At 42.8% G+C, this 16,130-nt stretch carries 12 protein-coding genes; 8 read left to right on the top strand and 4 right to left on the bottom strand.

Features of this window, described 5'->3' with window-relative positions; all coding sequences use genetic code 11:
* The first annotated feature begins 201 nt into the window (after nt 1-201).
* The 8 genes from glmU to thpR all read left to right on the top strand — a co-directional run bounded on the left by glmU (nt 202) and on the right by thpR (nt 12,202).
* Nucleotides 202-1,560: a bifunctional UDP-N-acetylglucosamine diphosphorylase/glucosamine-1-phosphate N-acetyltransferase GlmU gene (glmU, locus tag ACSLBF_RS17235; protein WP_440054569.1), complete on the top strand. Its 1,359-nt coding sequence runs from the start codon at nt 202-204 to the stop codon at nt 1,558-1,560.
* Between the two features lie 193 nt (nt 1,561-1,753).
* On the top strand, nt 1,754-2,998 hold the full coding sequence (locus ACSLBF_RS17230) for an HlyD family secretion protein (protein ID WP_440054568.1): 1,245 nt from the start codon (nt 1,754-1,756) through the stop codon (nt 2,996-2,998).
* A 15-nt stretch (nt 2,999-3,013) separates the two neighbouring features.
* Nucleotides 3,014-5,152, top strand: a complete 2,139-nt coding sequence (locus ACSLBF_RS17225; RefSeq protein WP_440054567.1) for a peptidase domain-containing ABC transporter — start codon at nt 3,014-3,016, stop codon at nt 5,150-5,152.
* Between the two features lie 493 nt (nt 5,153-5,645).
* Nucleotides 5,646-6,860 (top strand): lanthionine synthetase C family protein, encoded by a 1,215-nt coding sequence (locus tag ACSLBF_RS17220; RefSeq protein ID WP_440054566.1) that lies wholly within the window; start codon nt 5,646-5,648, stop codon nt 6,858-6,860.
* A 10-nt stretch (nt 6,861-6,870) separates the two neighbouring features.
* A complete protein-coding gene (locus ACSLBF_RS17215; RefSeq protein ID WP_440054565.1) occupies nt 6,871-10,005 on the top strand; it encodes a lantibiotic dehydratase in 3,135 nt (1,044 codons plus the stop codon).
* 219 nt (nt 10,006-10,224) lie between these two features.
* On the top strand, nt 10,225-10,740 hold the full coding sequence (locus ACSLBF_RS17210) for a hypothetical protein (protein ID WP_440054564.1): 516 nt from the start codon (nt 10,225-10,227) through the stop codon (nt 10,738-10,740).
* Nucleotides 10,741-10,888: 148 nt separating this feature from the next.
* Nucleotides 10,889-11,614, top strand: coding sequence for a helix-turn-helix domain-containing protein (locus ACSLBF_RS17205; protein WP_440054563.1), 726 nt, complete (start codon nt 10,889-10,891; stop codon nt 11,612-11,614).
* A gap of 63 nt (nt 11,615-11,677) precedes the next feature.
* The gene (gene thpR / locus ACSLBF_RS17200; protein ID WP_440054562.1) at nt 11,678-12,202 is read left to right on the top strand and encodes an RNA 2',3'-cyclic phosphodiesterase; all 525 of its coding nucleotides are present in this window, start codon (nt 11,678-11,680) and stop codon (nt 12,200-12,202) included.
* A 2-nt stretch (nt 12,203-12,204) separates the two neighbouring features.
* Here thpR and ACSLBF_RS17195 read toward each other — a convergent pair whose 3' ends face one another.
* The 4 genes from ACSLBF_RS17195 to ACSLBF_RS17180 form a co-directional block, all read right to left on the bottom strand.
* Nucleotides 12,205-12,849 carry a hypothetical protein gene (locus ACSLBF_RS17195; protein WP_440054561.1) on the bottom strand — a complete coding sequence of 215 codons (645 nt, stop codon included), beginning with the start codon at nt 12,847-12,849 and terminating at the stop codon, nt 12,205-12,207.
* Complete coding sequence (locus tag ACSLBF_RS17190; RefSeq protein ID WP_440054560.1) at nt 12,810-13,529, bottom strand: hypothetical protein; 720 nt, start codon at nt 13,527-13,529, stop codon at nt 12,810-12,812. Before ACSLBF_RS17190 ends, ACSLBF_RS17195 begins: the two co-directional genes overlap by 40 nt.
* A gap of 41 nt (nt 13,530-13,570) precedes the next feature.
* Nucleotides 13,571-14,857, bottom strand: coding sequence for a LysM peptidoglycan-binding domain-containing protein (locus ACSLBF_RS17185; RefSeq protein WP_440054559.1), 1,287 nt, complete (start codon nt 14,855-14,857; stop codon nt 13,571-13,573).
* Nucleotides 14,858-15,108: 251 nt separating this feature from the next.
* Complete coding sequence (locus ACSLBF_RS17180) at nt 15,109-15,963, bottom strand: LytTR family DNA-binding domain-containing protein (RefSeq protein WP_440054558.1); 855 nt, start codon at nt 15,961-15,963, stop codon at nt 15,109-15,111.
* Nucleotides 15,964-16,130: the final 167 nt, after the last annotated feature.

Here is a 16,130-nt window from a genome sequence, read left to right as displayed (position 1 = left end):
GATTGCCATTGACTCCCTGTTTGCAGCACTTACTAATGGTTGAAAATCCCGCTACAATATCGCGCAATTTGCATCGAGTATGTTTTTTGAGTCTGCCTTCCAACTCGGTCTTGTTGTGCACAATGACGTGACAATATTAAAGCCTTAAAAAATTGAAAAATGCGCGAGATTAACTGACACAAGAATAAGGATCCTGTGTTCATGCCATTAAATACAATCATCCTAGCTGCGGGTAAAGGCACCCGCATGCGATCTAAACTGCCGAAAGTACTGCATTCGATTGCAGGCAAACCCATGGTGCAGCATGTTATAGACAATGCCATAGCCTTGGGAGCGAGAGCTACAAACTTGGTCTATGGCCATGGCGCTGAGCAGCTACAGATAGCCTTGGCAGAAAATGCAGTAAATTGGGTCCATCAGGCTGAGCAATTAGGTACTGGACATGCAGTGGCGGTTGCTCAAGAACAAATAGCTGACGATGATACCGTCTTGATCTTATACGGTGATGTTCCGCTGACGAAGCAATCTACGTTACAGCGTCTACTTGATGTTACCCCTGCTGAAGGGCTTGCGGTGCTAACCGTGGACGTCCCCAATCCATCTGGTTATGGGCGCATGCTGCGCGAAAATGGTAAGTTGGTTGGGATTGTTGAGCAAAAAGATGCGACACCTGAGCAGTTACGTATCAGCGAGATAAACACGGGCATTATGGCTGCGAACGGCAAACTGCTAAAAAAGTGGTTAAGTCAGTTGTCTAACGATAACGCGCAAGGTGAATATTACCTCACAGATATTGTCGCCATGGCACATCAAGAGGGGATTGAAATAACTTCGGCGCAGCCAGATGAAGTGATGGAAGTTGAAGGTGCTAATAATCGGGTACAACTTGCTGCTTTGGAGCGCGCGTATCAAAAATGGCAAGCTGAGAGCTTAATGATCAATGGCGCGAGTTTGGCCGATCCCGCTCGGATTGATGTGCGCGGTACAGTTACGACTGGACAAGACGTACAAATTGATGTGAACGTGATTTTTGAAGGCCTAGTCGAGATTGGTGATGATGTAGTGATTGGACCAAATTGCGTGCTGAAAAACTGTAAAATCGGTAATGGTGTGGTTATCAAAGCAAACACGTTAATTGAAGATGCACAGGTTGCCGACAACTGTACTTTAGGCCCGTTTGCTCGGCTTCGACCGGGTGCAATTATGGAAGAAGACTCGCACATTGGTAATTTTGTCGAGATGAAAAAGTCACGGCTGGGCAAAGGGTCAAAAGCGAACCACCTGACCTACCTAGGCGATGCGGAAATCGGTGAAAAGGTCAATATTGGTGCGGGTACAATCACTTGTAACTATGACGGTGTGAATAAGTCAAAGACTATTATCGGTGATAATGCGTTTATTGGTTCTAATTCTTCACTAGTTGCACCGGTTGAAATTGGTCATACCGCGACGGTTGGCGCCGGTTCGGTAATCACATCAAACGTTGCTGATCAACAGCTTGCAGTTGCCAGAGGTAAACAGCGTAATTTAGAGGGGTGGCAACGTCCGACCAAGAAGTAACGCTTTTCGCTGTATCGTTTTATTAAAATGGCTGCCGTTCAGGTGGCCATTTTTTCTTAATATGAAAACGCTTACAAAACAATGTGAATATTGCGTTGAATAAGTACAACTAACGTTATTTCTTTATGAACGTCTGCGTGTTACATTGTTGTTCCGAAAAAAGATTTTTATTAAACGAATAATTGATTAAGCCATGGAAAATTTATTTCGCCGTGAAGTGCTGGAACACAAACAGCATCGGCTAGAAGGCACGATTAGTTTAATACAACCTCCCGTTTTCAAAGTGTTAGCTTTGCTTATCCTTGTGGTTGTATTGATTAGCCTCGTGTTTTTATCACTAGGTAACTATACCCGTAAGGAACGCGTATCAGGCGTTATTGAACCAAGCGGTGGGTTATTGCGGGTGTCGGCAATACAAGCCGGCGTTGTGTCTGATATATTGGTCAAAGAGGGTCAATATGTAACAGCTGGTCAACCTTTGCTGCGGATTGCTTCGGCGAAACACAGCACAGAAAGTGCAGAGCTGAACCAAGCTTTGTTGACCCAATATCGCTTTCAGCAGAATAGTTTGAATCAACAAATTGAGCAGCTAAAGTCGCAACATAAACTTGAGTTTTCTGATTTGGAGGAGCAACTACAAACCGCCAAAGACAAGCTGGTCGAGCTCGAGAATCAAGCAAAGACTTTCGCCAAGCGGTTAAAGCTCAATGAAGAATTAGTGACACAAATAGCGACTTTGCAGGGAACCGGTTATATTTCTGAACTGGAATTACAAAGACAAAAAGACACTCTGCTGTCTTTGCAACAGCAATCATCGTCCCTTCAATCTGAGCGTATAGCGCTTCAATCACAGATTAAAAACCTGACTAATCAACTGGCTAAAATGCCTATAGAGCAGCAAACGCGGATGGCCCAGTTGGAGTCGCAACGTGCGGATCTGAGAATTCAAATTTCTTCTATCGAACAGCAGCGGTTAGGGGAAATTCGCGCTTCTAAGTCGGGAGTTGTTACTGGCTTGCTGGCTAAAGTCGGAAAAAATATCAATCAAGGTCAGCACTTACTGACGTTGATACCAGAAAATAGCGAGATGCAGGCGGTGGTGTATGTCCCTACTTCAGCATTTGGATTCATCAAAGAAGGCCAACCTACTAAACTGAGATACCATGCCTTTCCTTATGAAAAATTTGGTATTTATGAAGGGCAGGTTATCCAGTTGAGCAGCAGTGTTATTTTACCGGAAGAAACCTCTATTCCGGGAGTAATTAAAGAGCCCGCTTATCGTATTGTCGTGGCACTGAACAGCCAAACCGTTAAGGCCTATGGAAAAGAAACCGCTTTGCGTGCCGGTATGACATTGGAAGCGGATATTGTGGTTGAAGAGCGTTCGCTATTGAGGTGGTTGTTCGATCCCGTGTTTAGTATTAAAGGGCAGTTATAGGACGGAAGATAGGGTATGGAAGTAGAAAACCAATCTGTGGTCAGTAAATTAGAATTTTGGTCACGTAAGTCGCTGCCAATTATTTTGCAATCGGAAGCTGCTGAATGTGGCCTTGCAAGCCTTGCTATGGTGGCTGGATATCATGGACACCACACAGACTTAACACGGCTTCGCCAACGTTTTAATATTTCAATTGAAGGTGCGACGCTACTCGACATAATGCACTTTGCTGAGAAGCTAAATTTAACTTCTCGGCCACTGCGAATAGAGCTAGAAGACCTCGACGCACTACAAACGCCAGCAATCTTGCATTGGGATATGAATCACTTTGTGGTGCTGAAAAAAGCCAATGAGAAACGCATTGTGATCCACGACCCAGCCAAAGGTGAACGTACGTTCACCTTAGCTGAAGCATCAAAGCACTTTACCGGTGTGGCATTGGAGCTTACACCAACAAAAGAATTCGAAAAGGTTGAGAAAAAACCAAGTCTGCGTTTTTCTGATTTCTGGAGTCGTATTACCGGGCTGAAGCGCTCATTGATACTGATTTTTATGTTGTCGATTCTGTTGCAGGTGTTCACGCTTGCTTCACCCTATTATATTCAGCTAGTGATCGATGACGTTATTTTGTCGAGTGACACCTCTTTGCTTACCGTACTTGCCGCAGGTTTTTTCTTGGTGTTGATTTTCGAGATTGCAACCAATGCACTGCGGGGCTTTACGTTACTGCACTTCGGTAACCAAATGAACATCCAGCTCGGTGCTAACCTATTTCACCATCTCGTCCGGCTACCAATATCGTACTTCGAAAAGCGTCACATGGGTGATGTGGTTTCTCGATTTGGTTCCTTACAACAAGTCAAGCAGCTGCTTACCACGGGGGTAATTGAAGCCATTATTGACGGTATCATGGCGATTGTGACTTTGGCGATGATCTTTTTCTACAGTCCCGTGTTATCTGCCGTTGTACTGGTTGCAGTGTGTGCCTACGCTGGTGTGCGTATTGCCATGTATAAACCGTTTCGTAATATCAGCGAACAAGAAATCATGGCGCGCGCAGAGGAAAACTCCAACTTCATGGAGACCGTGCGTGGTATTCAAACCATAAAGCTGTTTGGCTCTGAGGTAAAACGCGAAGGGCAGTGGCAAAACCGTTATGCTAGCGCGATTAATCAAAACATTCGTTTGGGTAACTTCCAAATTGGCTATGATGCGATTAACCGTGCGTTATTCGGCATTGAAAACATTGTGGTGGTTTATTTGGCTGCACACCTCGTTATTGCTGGTGGTTTTAGTACTGGGATGTTGTTTGCCTTTATGTCTTATAAACGTCAGTTTATGGACAAAACCGCCAACCTGATTGAAAAACTAATTGAATTTAAAATGTTGGGTCTGCACTTCGACCGTATTGCTGACATCGCATTAACCGAAAAGGAAGAATTGCAGCCTGATCAGTTCCGTCGTCATACAGTCGAGGGAAAAATTGAAGTCAAAAACGTTTCCTTCTCTTATTCTGATGCAACATCGTTGGTTCTAGATAATCTTAACTTGACGATACAAGCTGGGGAATCGGTTGCGATTACAGGCCCATCTGGTTGTGGTAAATCGACGCTATTAAAGTTGATGTTGGGGCTGAACAAGCCAAAGAGTGGAGAAATCCTCATTGATGGGGTACCGCTTGAGCAGATAGGTGCGCGCCAATATCGCCAGCAAATCGCTGCGGTGATGCAGGACGATGAGCTGTTGTCAGGTACTGTTTCTGACAATATCGCATTTTTTGATACGCCAATAGATATGGAAAAAGTGGTGTATTGTGCACAACTCGCTGCCATTCATGACGATATCAGCCAAATGCCGATGGGTTATGATAGCTTGATTGGCGATATGGGATCGAGTCTATCAGGTGGTCAAAAGCAGCGGATAATTCTCGCGCGTGCACTGTATAAAGACCCGAAAATTCTCTTTATGGATGAAGCCACCAGCCACTTAGATACCGGTTTGGAAGAGGATATCAATGAGGCCGTATCACGCTTGAAAATTACCCGAGTGATCATTGCACACCGTAAAGAAACCATCGCCTCGGCGGATCGGGAAATAAAACTCAAAAAGCCTGAAAAGATGAACGCGGAAGTTGAAGAATCTACGTCTGAATAGGTCGTGGGAGCAAGCTGGAAACATGCTTGCTCCATTTATCTGAACATTTTTCCTTTTATCGCTTTGTCTCCATTTGGCGTTAGTAAGCCGTATTCTAGCCAAATATGGAGGGCATAATGCAAAAACGAATTAGAGCAAGTGTTGAAAAAGATGACCGTTGAAGCAGCGCTTAACGCTGAAATGGATGAACACCTTGGCTATGTAAAACACCAACCGTCTAAATCTAGACTATCCAACCCTGATTTACCTACCTAGAAATAATGCGTTAAATAAGAACAATTGTGTCGACGGGTAGTATCGATATTGGATACGGGAATGTCAACAATAGCCAATCATGAGCTAATAAAGGAACATATGTTAAGGTTTGGTTTTGATATGGGTGTAATGTTTTGTCAAAGTTAATTGTGTGATGCTAATTTGCCATTTGTAATTATCGTTGTAAAAGGTTAATTTACCTAAATATAAAACAGACGAAGTAAAACAAAGGAATTTTATGTTTGAATCACTATCAGTTGAAAAAAAAGAACAAATAACGGCTATTATTGAGCATCTCGTTGAAGTTACAGAAGACAGAATTAAAACAACGAATGAAAATGGTTTGCTGGGCGGTATCGCAGGTAAGTTACTGTTTTTATTCAATGCTGCACAATATAAAAGTGGCTCAGTTGATGAAGAGCTGTTTGCCGAAAGACTTGATAAATTACAAGAAGAATTAGTCAATCAATCACCAGAGTTGAGCTCTGGTTTAGCAGGTCAAGTCTGGTTGCTGGAGTTACTGAATCAATCAGAACAAGATGATTACGATCCGGCGCTATTACAAGATATAGATGAGTTGTTTGCCGATGCGCTCGATTTCTCTCCTTGGACTGGCGAGATTGAGATGGTGTTAGGACTAAGTGGTTACGCACCGTATGTCGCAAGACGAGCCAGAAAAACCGATCAAAGTGTGTTGTTCGATCGCCTACTAACAGGCTTTGAAACAACACTGACGGAATTAGACGACAATAAAGTCACTTGGTCTCAGCCTCTGCAGTCTATGTATCGTATGGATCGCGAAGAAGAAAATGGTCCAGAAGGCGCAGAGTATAATCTAGGTTTGGCCCATGGGGTGCCCGGTATTATAGCTGCAATTTTACCAGCCTTATCCTGTCCAACTCATCATGATAGAGCGAAACGTTTGCTTGAAGGGGCTTGTGATTGGTTGTTGGAGCAACAACTGGAAAACACTCATGCCGCTTCTTGTTTTGGTACTTGTGCTGGTAAAGATCATGGCTCGCGTTTGGGTTGGTGTTATGGTGACTTACCAATCGCGGTAACGCTTGCTCGGGCGGGCAAGGCATTAGATAGACCCAGTTATGTTGATAAAGCGCTGGAAATTACCTTAAAAAATACTTCGCGTGATGAAGAGAGCGGCCATATTTACGATGCTGGTTTATGCCATGGTTACTTTGGTCTTGTTACTATGTTTCAAGTACTCTATCACCATTTTCCACACCCTGAAATAGCGCAAGCTGCCCAAAAGTGGTTGGATTATGGCCTCGAGAAATACCAGCAAAAAGGGCTGGAATCTCTCTATGCATACCGTGGAGACACGAAAGATTATCGAGAAGATACCGGGTTTTTGATGGGCTATCCGGGGGTTGGTTTAGCATTATTGAGCGTGCTAACTGACGATCTTGATTGGGCAGATTGTTTGTTGTTGAACTAAGGAGAGCGGTATGTCAGGAACTATGCTAACGGATTCATTTTTTGTTGTCCGTACTCCGAAATTGCCCGTTGAAACACTGTTTAATCAGCAAGATACTGACAGCCTGTTAAGTGGCTGGCTAGCGACTCCGGGTGTGATGGAAGCAATTTATTTAGCGAGTCCGTCTTTATTAGAGCGGATCGATCTTTGGCGCACTAAACCCGACTCCAAGCAGGGTAAAAAGGTTGCTTCAGCACTATTGCGATATTTGATACGGATGGCGTCTAGACCTACTCCATTTGGGCTATTCTCGGGCATTCATAAGGGCGAGATTACCGAGCAAAACCAGCTGTTGTGTAAATCACACCTTGAGGATGATAGAAAAACGCGACTGGATATGTTTTTACTGTCAGCAATTCGCTCACACATTGCTCAGTCATGTGCCAAGTCGGCGGCGTTAAAGTATATTCCTAACCCCTCTCATTATTTTATTGATGATCAGTGCCGCTACATCGAAACTTACTTATCTGATGAAACGATGCAGTATCGTTTGAGCGCTGTAGATAGTGACGAATATTTTCGCTGTATGCTAGAGCTCGCTAAACCGGGTAAGAGCTTTTCTGAGCTGATGACTGCGTTTTCTGACAAATACCAAGAAGCGGATAGTGAGGATGTTGAGGCATATCTACAAGATTTAATCGACGAAGGTGTTCTAGTTGCCAATATCCCATTACCGTTAACTGGGGAGAGTGCAGATAAGTCATTGCTCGAGTCTATTTCGACTATTGCGCCTACAGAGGTAACCCAAGAGCTCGCTGATGCGATTGCAAAATTGGCTCAATTGGATGCCAGCAAAGAAGTCGCAATTTCTGAATATAAAGCTTTATTTGAATCTCTGTCTAAGCTGCCGGTAAAGGTACAAGAGAATAAGCTGTTCCAAGCGGATATTTATCGCGCGTTTTCACACTGTGAATTATCCGCACAAGAGGTGACGAGAGTTCAACGACAGCTGGAGTTAATCTCACAACTTAATACCACTTCAAGCAAAAATGCGTTGGAACAATTCATTAGCAAGTTTAATAGCCGCTTTGAAGGGCAATTTGTGCGTTTGGATGTGCTGCTTGATGATGAATCAGGGATCAGTGTTTCTAATGAAACCGGATACGAAGCGCCGCTGGTTGGAGGCTTACAGCTAGGGCGAGCAACAGCTTCAGGTCAGTCAGCACCAGAAGTAAGTATGTTGGACCGGATCATTGAGCGTAACATTAGCTTGCCGGAGAACCTCGGTAAAGACGTGGTTAAACTCACCAGTAAAGAGTTAAAAAAATCGCTATCTAAAACTCAAGAGCCACGCGATGTTCCTTACTCATTTGCCACCATGCTGAGTTTGTACCAAGATGATAACCAGCGTCCTGTCTATAAGTTTAATGGGTGTTATGGTCCTTCTGCGGCAAACTTATTGGGTCGTTTTTGTCATTTAGATACAGGACTTAAAGACTCAGTGGTCACGCACTTGGAAAAAGAACAAGCGCACAGTGAAGAAGTGATTTTCGCAGAGGTTGTACACTTGCCAGAAGGTCGTCCTGGAAACGTGATTGCCAGACCACATTTACGCCAGTATGAAATTGTATTTATGGCCGACAGTTCGCTACAAGATGAGTTTCAAATCCCACTCAGTGATTTGTTTGTGTGGATTGAAGGCGGCAAAGTAAAGCTGTGGAGTAAACGATTAAATAAACGCATTATTCCTCGTTTATCCAGTGCCCACAACTATTCTTCAAGAAGTTTAAGTGCCTATAAATTCCTGTGTATGTTACAGCATCAAGAAGGACGAGCGCCGCACTTCTCAATGCCAGACTCTGTGAGTAACGCCGCATTTACCCCTCGAGTACAGCTAGATAACTTGATCTTGAGTGAAAAAACTTGGCGTATTGAGCACAAAGAGCTATCGGAATTATTGAACAAACAAGGTGAATTAGATCAGCAAAAACTCGAGGCATTACAAACAAAATATCGTGTGGATGATTGGGTGAACTTTGCAGTTTCAGATAATGTACTGACATTGAACCTTAAGAATCCAATGATGGTAGAAATATTGCTTTCAGAATCAAAAGGCTACGGTGTTGTTGAACTTAAGGAAGTGTTGCTAAATCAATTTGAGTCACTGGTTAAAGATGAGCACCAGCAAAATTACGCCAATGAAGTAATTGTGCCGATGTTCCATCAAGGTGCGCAACCACAACGTCATTTTACCGAAAAACCATTGGATAATATTAATGCAGCCCCATTAAAAAGGCGCTTTAGCGCTGGCTCTGAATGGTTGAGCTTAAAAATCTATTCAGGGAACACTATTGTTGAGCAGTTATTATACGAAAAACTGTTACCGTTTATTGCCGAGCATCAGAGCTTGTATGAAAAATGGTTCTTTATTCGCTATGGTGATCCAGATTGGCATTTACGTTTGCGCTTTTACGGTGATCCACTCGTGCTATGTGGGACTCTATTGCCTGCACTACATGGTTTGCTTGATCCCATGGTGGAATCCGGCTCATTGCATAAAGTTGAGTTGATGACCTATGAACGTGAGGTCGAGCGTTATGGTGGCCCTGCGTCTATGGCGTTGGTCGAAAGCTTGTTTATGTATGATAGTCAACTAATTGCCAACAGCTGTCAGCTGGTAGAAGAATATGGTGAAGAGGTACGCTGGCGAGTTGCGGTTGCTTACACTGATCGTTTGCTTAGTGCTTTTGCTTATGATGCCAATGATAAACTGACATTGATATCATCATTACGCGAAGGCTTTGGAAAAGAGTTCAACGAAAGCAGCGCGCTGCGTAAGCAGTTGGGTAATCGTTTCCGTGATTATCAGACGCAGCTCGAAGATGACTTTGTCAAACTAGACCGACAACAGCTGGAGTCATGTAATGAGTCTCAGCAAGCCATTCTTGCTCTGCTTGAAACTTGGCAACAGCAGGCGGCACCGGTGGTGTCAGAAATTCTGAAGCTCGACGAAGTAGGTAAACTCAATTGCAGTAAAAACTCATTGTTAGGCTCATTGCTGCATATGCATAACAACCGTATTTTTAAGGCCTATGGTCGTGAGCAAGAGTTTGTTATTCATGACATGGTAAGGCGTAAGTATTTCTCTGACTCCAAGCAGAAGTAATACACAATTATGGAAGGTGCAAACAAGGCTGTTTGCACCTTTTGCTTACTATCCCACCCTAGACCCTAGAAACACTTCATACTGCTCTAAATAATCTCAACCACTTTTGACTTTACGCCAATTGTGTACCTTGCTTTGCAATGTATTAGCTTTAATAACAAGCTTATACTTTCAAGACGGTGTTCACGGTGAATTGGATGGATATAAAGGAGATTTGTTATGTTTAAATTCTTTTTAATATGGCTAGGTTTGGTCTCTATGAGCTGTTTTTCTGCTCCTCAGTTAGATGAAAAGCTCGCTGTATTTGCGCCTTATCTGGGCACTTGGCAGAGTGACTTTGAGGTTAAGTCTGGGCAACCAAAAGTACAGGATATTTCTAAATGGGAGCGTGCACTAAATGGTAAAGCGATCCGCACATTGCACTCAATCAATGAGGGAATGTATGGTGGTGAGTCGCTTATCTTTTGGGATCAAAGTCAGCAAAGTTTGAAATTCTATTATTTTACTACGGCAGGGTTTTACACTCATGGCACGTTAGAAGTTGTCAGCCCGACTGAGTTCGTTGCTTTTGAAGAGGTCACAAACAGCAAAGAGGGGATCACTCAAGTGAAATCATCAAGTCACTTTACTGAAAATGCCTTTATCGTATCCACGCAGTACTTAAAAAATGGTCAATGGACCAAACCTGAAAAAAGGCACTACACACCCAGCAAAAAGCAGGTTGTGTTCAAATAATCAGCACTTTTACTAAATGTGTTGAATCTGACAATGAATTTGGTTGAAGAGTTTGGAATATTCATGGGTATTCCATAATATTCACCTTGGTATTAATCTATGACTAACCAAGAATAGCGTTGCATTACAAAACAAAAGGAAAATAATCATGACGTTAGGACAATATATTCGCCAGTTACGCACCGCTAAAGGATACAGTCAGCCAGATCTTGCTGAGTTGATGAACGTAGAACAAAGCTATTTATCTAAGTTAGAAAACGATAAATCAGTGCCTTCCAATGACATGTTTAGGAAGCTGCTCACGGCATTCAATCTAACATTAGATGAATGCATGCAAGTATTGGCAAAACAAGGTTCGGTAGATACATTAAAACAGATCCCGGATATAGAGCACTGGTTTAAACAACAAAAGCAAAAATTTAGCCGTCAATATCGTCAGCTATTAACCGTGGCAATAGCCTTGGTTGCACTTGGGCTATCGGTATTTTGGAGTGGCTATCAACAGTTGTTTTTTAGCATGACTCATCATGAATATGTCTCTGAAGGGGTGTTAAAAGAAGGTGAACCGGTAAATCTGTATCAAAAATGGGACAGATTGCTCATACCTCATGATAAAAGCGCAGACAGGGATTTTCGAAATGAAATGTATAAGCAAATGAGCTTACGCAAAAACTCGGATTTTATAATTAGTTCAGAGTACTTAGGTGAAGAATTTACTCGTGAAGTAGCAGAAGGTCGCCGTTACTATAAGTACGAAGGACAAAGAGTTTTCGAACGTGTTGAAAATGCTTGGCTACAGTTTTTCGGTGTATTATTTTTATCCTCAGGTGTTATGTTAAGCTTTTTAGCGCACCGTTTAATCGCGAGACAATAAAAAGCAGCTGAGCGAGCTTTACTTGCTCAGCACAATAAAACAGATAAAACAGGAATAATCAGGATGGAACAAAGGCTCTTCTTTGGTATTGGATTAGATGACGACACGCGTACCCAAATCGGTCAGTGGTTGGTGGAAAACGTGACAGCGACTAAACCGAGTACCCATCCTGATAATTGGCACCTTACACTGGCGTTTTTAGCCATGGTTCAAGAATCACAAGTGGATACGTTAGTGGATTTTGCCAGCAGCCTTGAAGGTAAAGCTTTCGATTTGCGCTTTAGTGAAACTGGGTTTTGGAGCAACAATGGCATTTTCTACCTTAAACCGGATAATCAGCCTCAGCCGTTACTAGATTTGGCGCATCCACTACGTGCATTGGCGAAAAAAATGGATTTATATCACGATAACCGACCATTTTCGCCGCATATTACGCTATTTAGGGGATGTAAAACACAACCACAACTGGGCAATAAAATAACACCGTTTACATTACGGGTATCAAAATTCCACTTGTATCATTCTCATCGCAACGAAAAAGGATTGGTTTACGAGCCTATCGCCTCATTTCTACTTAACCATAGCTGAGATTAGCCAATTAAGTCTGATAGTTTATCAAGCAAACTAAATCGATATTTAGGAAACTTTTGACAATCCAAAAACAGCTTTTTCGTTGCCTCATTCCTGCTTGGGCTAGTGTTTTTTCTTACACACACCTCACTGGCAGCTTCCCAATCTTGCGCTTGAATCGCATCGAATAGTTCTGGAAAACCAGTGATCAGTTTTTCTACGCCATCTAAGCTAAAAGCCATGTCTAACAAGGCTGTCTTTGCTGGGGCGGGGAGTTTTTTATACGGAATACATAGACCTTTGCGGCTATCGAGATAGTTCCCCAGCTTTTTCTCATATCGCTCAAACTGCTCACGCAGAAGCTCTCGAGTGACTTGTGGTGATAAAGTAAGTTTGGTGTGAGCAGCATACCAAGAAGGGCGATAACCACGAGGCAGCAGACGGATACGCTTGTGTTCATCCAGCCTTTGCTGCATGGTTGAGTTGCGCTTGGACTTTCTGTCTTTCAGCGGCAGCTGACAAAATCGCTCTGCGTTCGGAACTTGGTAATTGATACCAATAGTCGGTATGCCATCGACATTAAGATATAAGTGAAATACTTCAACCTCGTATTTTAAAACGTGGTTTATGGCTGCGCCGTATTTTTTAGTTCTTTCTGTGAACAATTCTTCACCTCTGATATCTCAGCTTTATCATTCGTGGTGTAGCATTGTTTCAGTATAGAACAGTAACATGCTGTCGCTGAAAAAAGGTGGCGTTGTTTATCAATTTTATTCCATAACCCACTATTAAAGTTGCTCTTTTGCATGGTGAACAGGTTAAAGTTGTCCCCATCAGCAAGCAGTACTTTTTGAGGTAGGCTCGACACGTACCAGCCGAACTTCTTTAAAAAATTAATGTTATCTTCTTCTGCCTGTGCTGATTGCAAGGCTTGTTGATACGCGTTGAGGTTACAACACGCGTCCATCAAATCGGTGATGTCGGTGAATTGCTGGCCGTCATAAAAATAGTGAATATAGTGCACGATAGCGGGGCCAGTACCTGAATTTCGAATTTCTACCTTAATCGTTGGCTTTGTCGCTTCCAAATCAAAATTGCTATAGCTAAATTGCAACCAAGGCCATGTTTCGGTTCTTAGCTGCATTTCAGCCGCGCTCACTTGTTCTTGAGCGGCTTTCGCTTGCAGATAAGTGGCATAAAACGAGGCGGCAGATATCAGCATCGCGCAAAGCGCCAGTACGGTATTCATTTTAGAGCGAGAGAGCTTTAAATTTCTGATAGAGCGACGTCTATTGTTATGATGAGTCGTTTGTAGTTGCTCGTTATTATCGGGTTGCTCTGACATGGCGTACTTCCTTTTATCAATTATGGTGCATAATTTGGTCGTTATGGAGCGGATAAAAACACCTGTAGTGTATCGCCAATTTTCAGCACGTCAGTAGATAACTGATTCCATGCCTTTAACTTTGCGATCGAAACGCCAAATTGATTCGCGATTCGCCACAGGCTATCACCTGCTTTTACCGTATAATCGAGTTGTTTGTCAGCTAAAATCGGCAAAATCAGCGTTTTTCCTGCCCGAATGCGATCGCTTTTTAGTTGATTAAAGGTTTTTAGTTCAGCCACACTTAACGAAAACCGGGATGCGATGGTGCTCAGACTATCTCCACGTTGAATGGTATATTGTTGCCATGTATCGGCAGGCACTTGTGGCTGATTTGCTAACATCGCTAACCACTGGCTCTCCCTATTGATTGGTAAAACGATGTGTTCTGGACCGCCGATGAGCGCAGGAAAACGTGTATAACCCGGGTTTAATGCTTCAACATCTTGCCACTCTTTGCTTTGCTGCAATACCGTTTGCTGGGTGAAAGGGTGTATTTGGATTGCCGGTTGGTTAGCAATAGCGGGAAACTTCATTAAGTCGTGCTTTAGTAGTTGTGCAGCTGCCAGTAATTTAGGCACATAATGGCGTGTTTGTTTGGGCAGTTCTAATTCAAAGAAGTCAATGGACCTTCCTTGTTTTTCGTTTTTACGTATCGCCGATATGACTCGGCCTTCACCCGTATTGTAAGCTGCAATGGCGTGATACCAGTTGCCATCAAAACGCTTATGCAAGTAACTTAAAAAATTCAAGGCGACCTGCGTTGCATCGACAATATCTTGTCTGCCGTCATACCAGGAATTGATTTTGATCCCGTAATGTTTGGCGATGAGCGGGGTCAGTTGCCAAAGACCGGATGCGTGCTTGTAAGAGTATGCTTCAAGGTTAAAATCGGATTCAATGAGCGGCATTAGCGCAAGTTCAATGGGCATATCGCGCTTTTCGACTTCGCTAACGATGTAGTGCAACACAGGAGAAGCTCTTCTACTGATCTCTTCCATGTAATTCGGGTGCTGTAAATACCAATCTACTCTTTCAGTCACCCTTGGATGCTGCGAGTCAGGAAACGATAATTGGACTTTGATCCGCTTCCATACATCGTCTAATTCTGTCACTGAGATATCTGGTGCTGGTTTGGTTTTGGAATGCGTGATTGGCTGAGCGGGTATTTTTTCTTGTTTATCTATGTTAGCTACGGGCGTTGAATGAACCTCAGGCTCAGGTTCTGTCGTTTTGCAGCCTGAGAGTAGTAATAACGAGAGAAGGAGAATAGAAAAAAAAAGGCGCATAGTGTTATTGTTTTTATATTTGGTCCGTCGATTGTATAGAAATACAAAGTAAATGCAAAAAGAGAAACAAGGCAAAATAACGGACTCCGTAACTAGCTGTATTTGAAAAGGTTGAAACAAGTTAAGTGAGTAAGTATTTACATTTGCTGAATTCTGCACTTGGCTTTAAGCATTTCTAATCGGTGTAGAGAAACAGTATATAGTTGAGCTAAGCTCCTTATAGCGCGCCACGAATAAATTGATTAACATCATCAGTGCAAAAAGGCTTTAAATTGCGCTTTGTATCTTCGGCTCAGGTTGAGTCGCTCTCCATTTTGGAGTTTGATTTCACTGTCTCCGCTGGGAAGCGGCGTGATGCTGTCGATTTGGCCTAAATTCACCGCATAAGAGCGATGAATTCTTACAATTCCTGTTTCTTCAAGCTGTTCGCATAAGGTTGATAGCGTGCTCCTGATCGGGTAGAGACGGCTATTTATATGCAGGTTTACATAGTTGCCCGCTGCTTGTAACCACTCTATGTCTTCGACATTGACGATAAATTCCTTGCCTAACTTTCTCACCAACAAATGTTTAAGTTGTTTACCATTTACGGAGGTTAATGGCTCACCTTCAACATTTATCGGGTTTGCCTCTCCCAGCATCTGCGATGTCAGTGTTTGATAGCCCTTGATGAGTAAAATAAAGAACACAAAGCTCCATGCATCTTTATGATATTCATAGATAAATTCAAAAAGTGAGAAGTTAAAGTCATAGCCTCTACCGAGTATTAAATAGACGCTTTTTCTGAGTAATACCATTAACCCAATATGGGCAATACTGAAAAACACCGACATGCCAAAATACAACAAAGCGGTTTTCGTCAATGCTTTCCAGTTTATCGGGTAGTGAGCAAGAAACTGTACCAACACAGGGATAAGTACGATAAAAGCAATGGCACTGCTGTACTCCCAGACAAAGTATTCCCATTGAGCGTGCGCTTCTACTGCTTCTCGCTGTGCGTCCATTACCAACGTGATCGCATTGATGGTGTTGTTGAGCAGCAAATAGAGGCTTAAGGCAATAAATCCAAGCTTGCCATGATGAGACTGAAAAAAAGAAAATAGCATGATTACGCCTTTTGCATTAGGTATCACTTTATCCCGGCTAAACTTCGTGGTCGCTGTATTTATCCCTGAATGCCACCGCTTATCCCTAGCTGTTGTTTACTAAGCATATTTCTATTTTATCTTATCGCCAAGTCAATAATGCTGTGGCAACCGCTTAGTTATCAGAT

Origin of the sequence: Pseudoalteromonas sp. T1lg65 (genome assembly GCF_051930985.1) — a bacterium.
GTDB lineage: Bacteria > Pseudomonadota > Gammaproteobacteria > Enterobacterales > Alteromonadaceae > Pseudoalteromonas.
This window is presented reverse-complemented; position numbering and strand designations above follow the sequence as displayed.

What these genes read in the sequence shown, in the direction of transcription:
- glmU (WP_440054569.1), top strand. Translation starts at nt 202, where the DNA reads ATGCCATTAAATACAATCATCCTAGCTGCGGGTAAAGGCACCCGCATG.
- ACSLBF_RS17230 (WP_440054568.1), top strand. Translation starts at nt 1,754, where the DNA reads ATGGAAAATTTATTTCGCCGTGAAGTGCTGGAACACAAACAGCATCGG.
- ACSLBF_RS17225 (WP_440054567.1), top strand. Translation starts at nt 3,014, where the DNA reads ATGGAAGTAGAAAACCAATCTGTGGTCAGTAAATTAGAATTTTGGTCA.
- ACSLBF_RS17220 (WP_440054566.1), top strand. Translation starts at nt 5,646, where the DNA reads ATGTTTGAATCACTATCAGTTGAAAAAAAAGAACAAATAACGGCTATT.
- ACSLBF_RS17215 (WP_440054565.1), top strand. Translation starts at nt 6,871, where the DNA reads ATGTCAGGAACTATGCTAACGGATTCATTTTTTGTTGTCCGTACTCCG.
- ACSLBF_RS17210 (WP_440054564.1), top strand. Translation starts at nt 10,225, where the DNA reads ATGTTTAAATTCTTTTTAATATGGCTAGGTTTGGTCTCTATGAGCTGT.
- ACSLBF_RS17205 (WP_440054563.1), top strand. Translation starts at nt 10,889, where the DNA reads ATGACGTTAGGACAATATATTCGCCAGTTACGCACCGCTAAAGGATAC.
- thpR (WP_440054562.1), top strand. Translation starts at nt 11,678, where the DNA reads ATGGAACAAAGGCTCTTCTTTGGTATTGGATTAGATGACGACACGCGT.
- ACSLBF_RS17190 (WP_440054560.1), bottom strand. Translation starts at nt 13,529, where the DNA reads ATGTCAGAGCAACCCGATAATAACGAGCAACTACAAACGACTCATCAT.
- ACSLBF_RS17185 (WP_440054559.1), bottom strand. Translation starts at nt 14,857, where the DNA reads ATGCGCCTTTTTTTTTCTATTCTCCTTCTCTCGTTATTACTACTCTCA.
- ACSLBF_RS17180 (WP_440054558.1), bottom strand. Translation starts at nt 15,963, where the DNA reads ATGCTATTTTCTTTTTTTCAGTCTCATCATGGCAAGCTTGGATTTATT.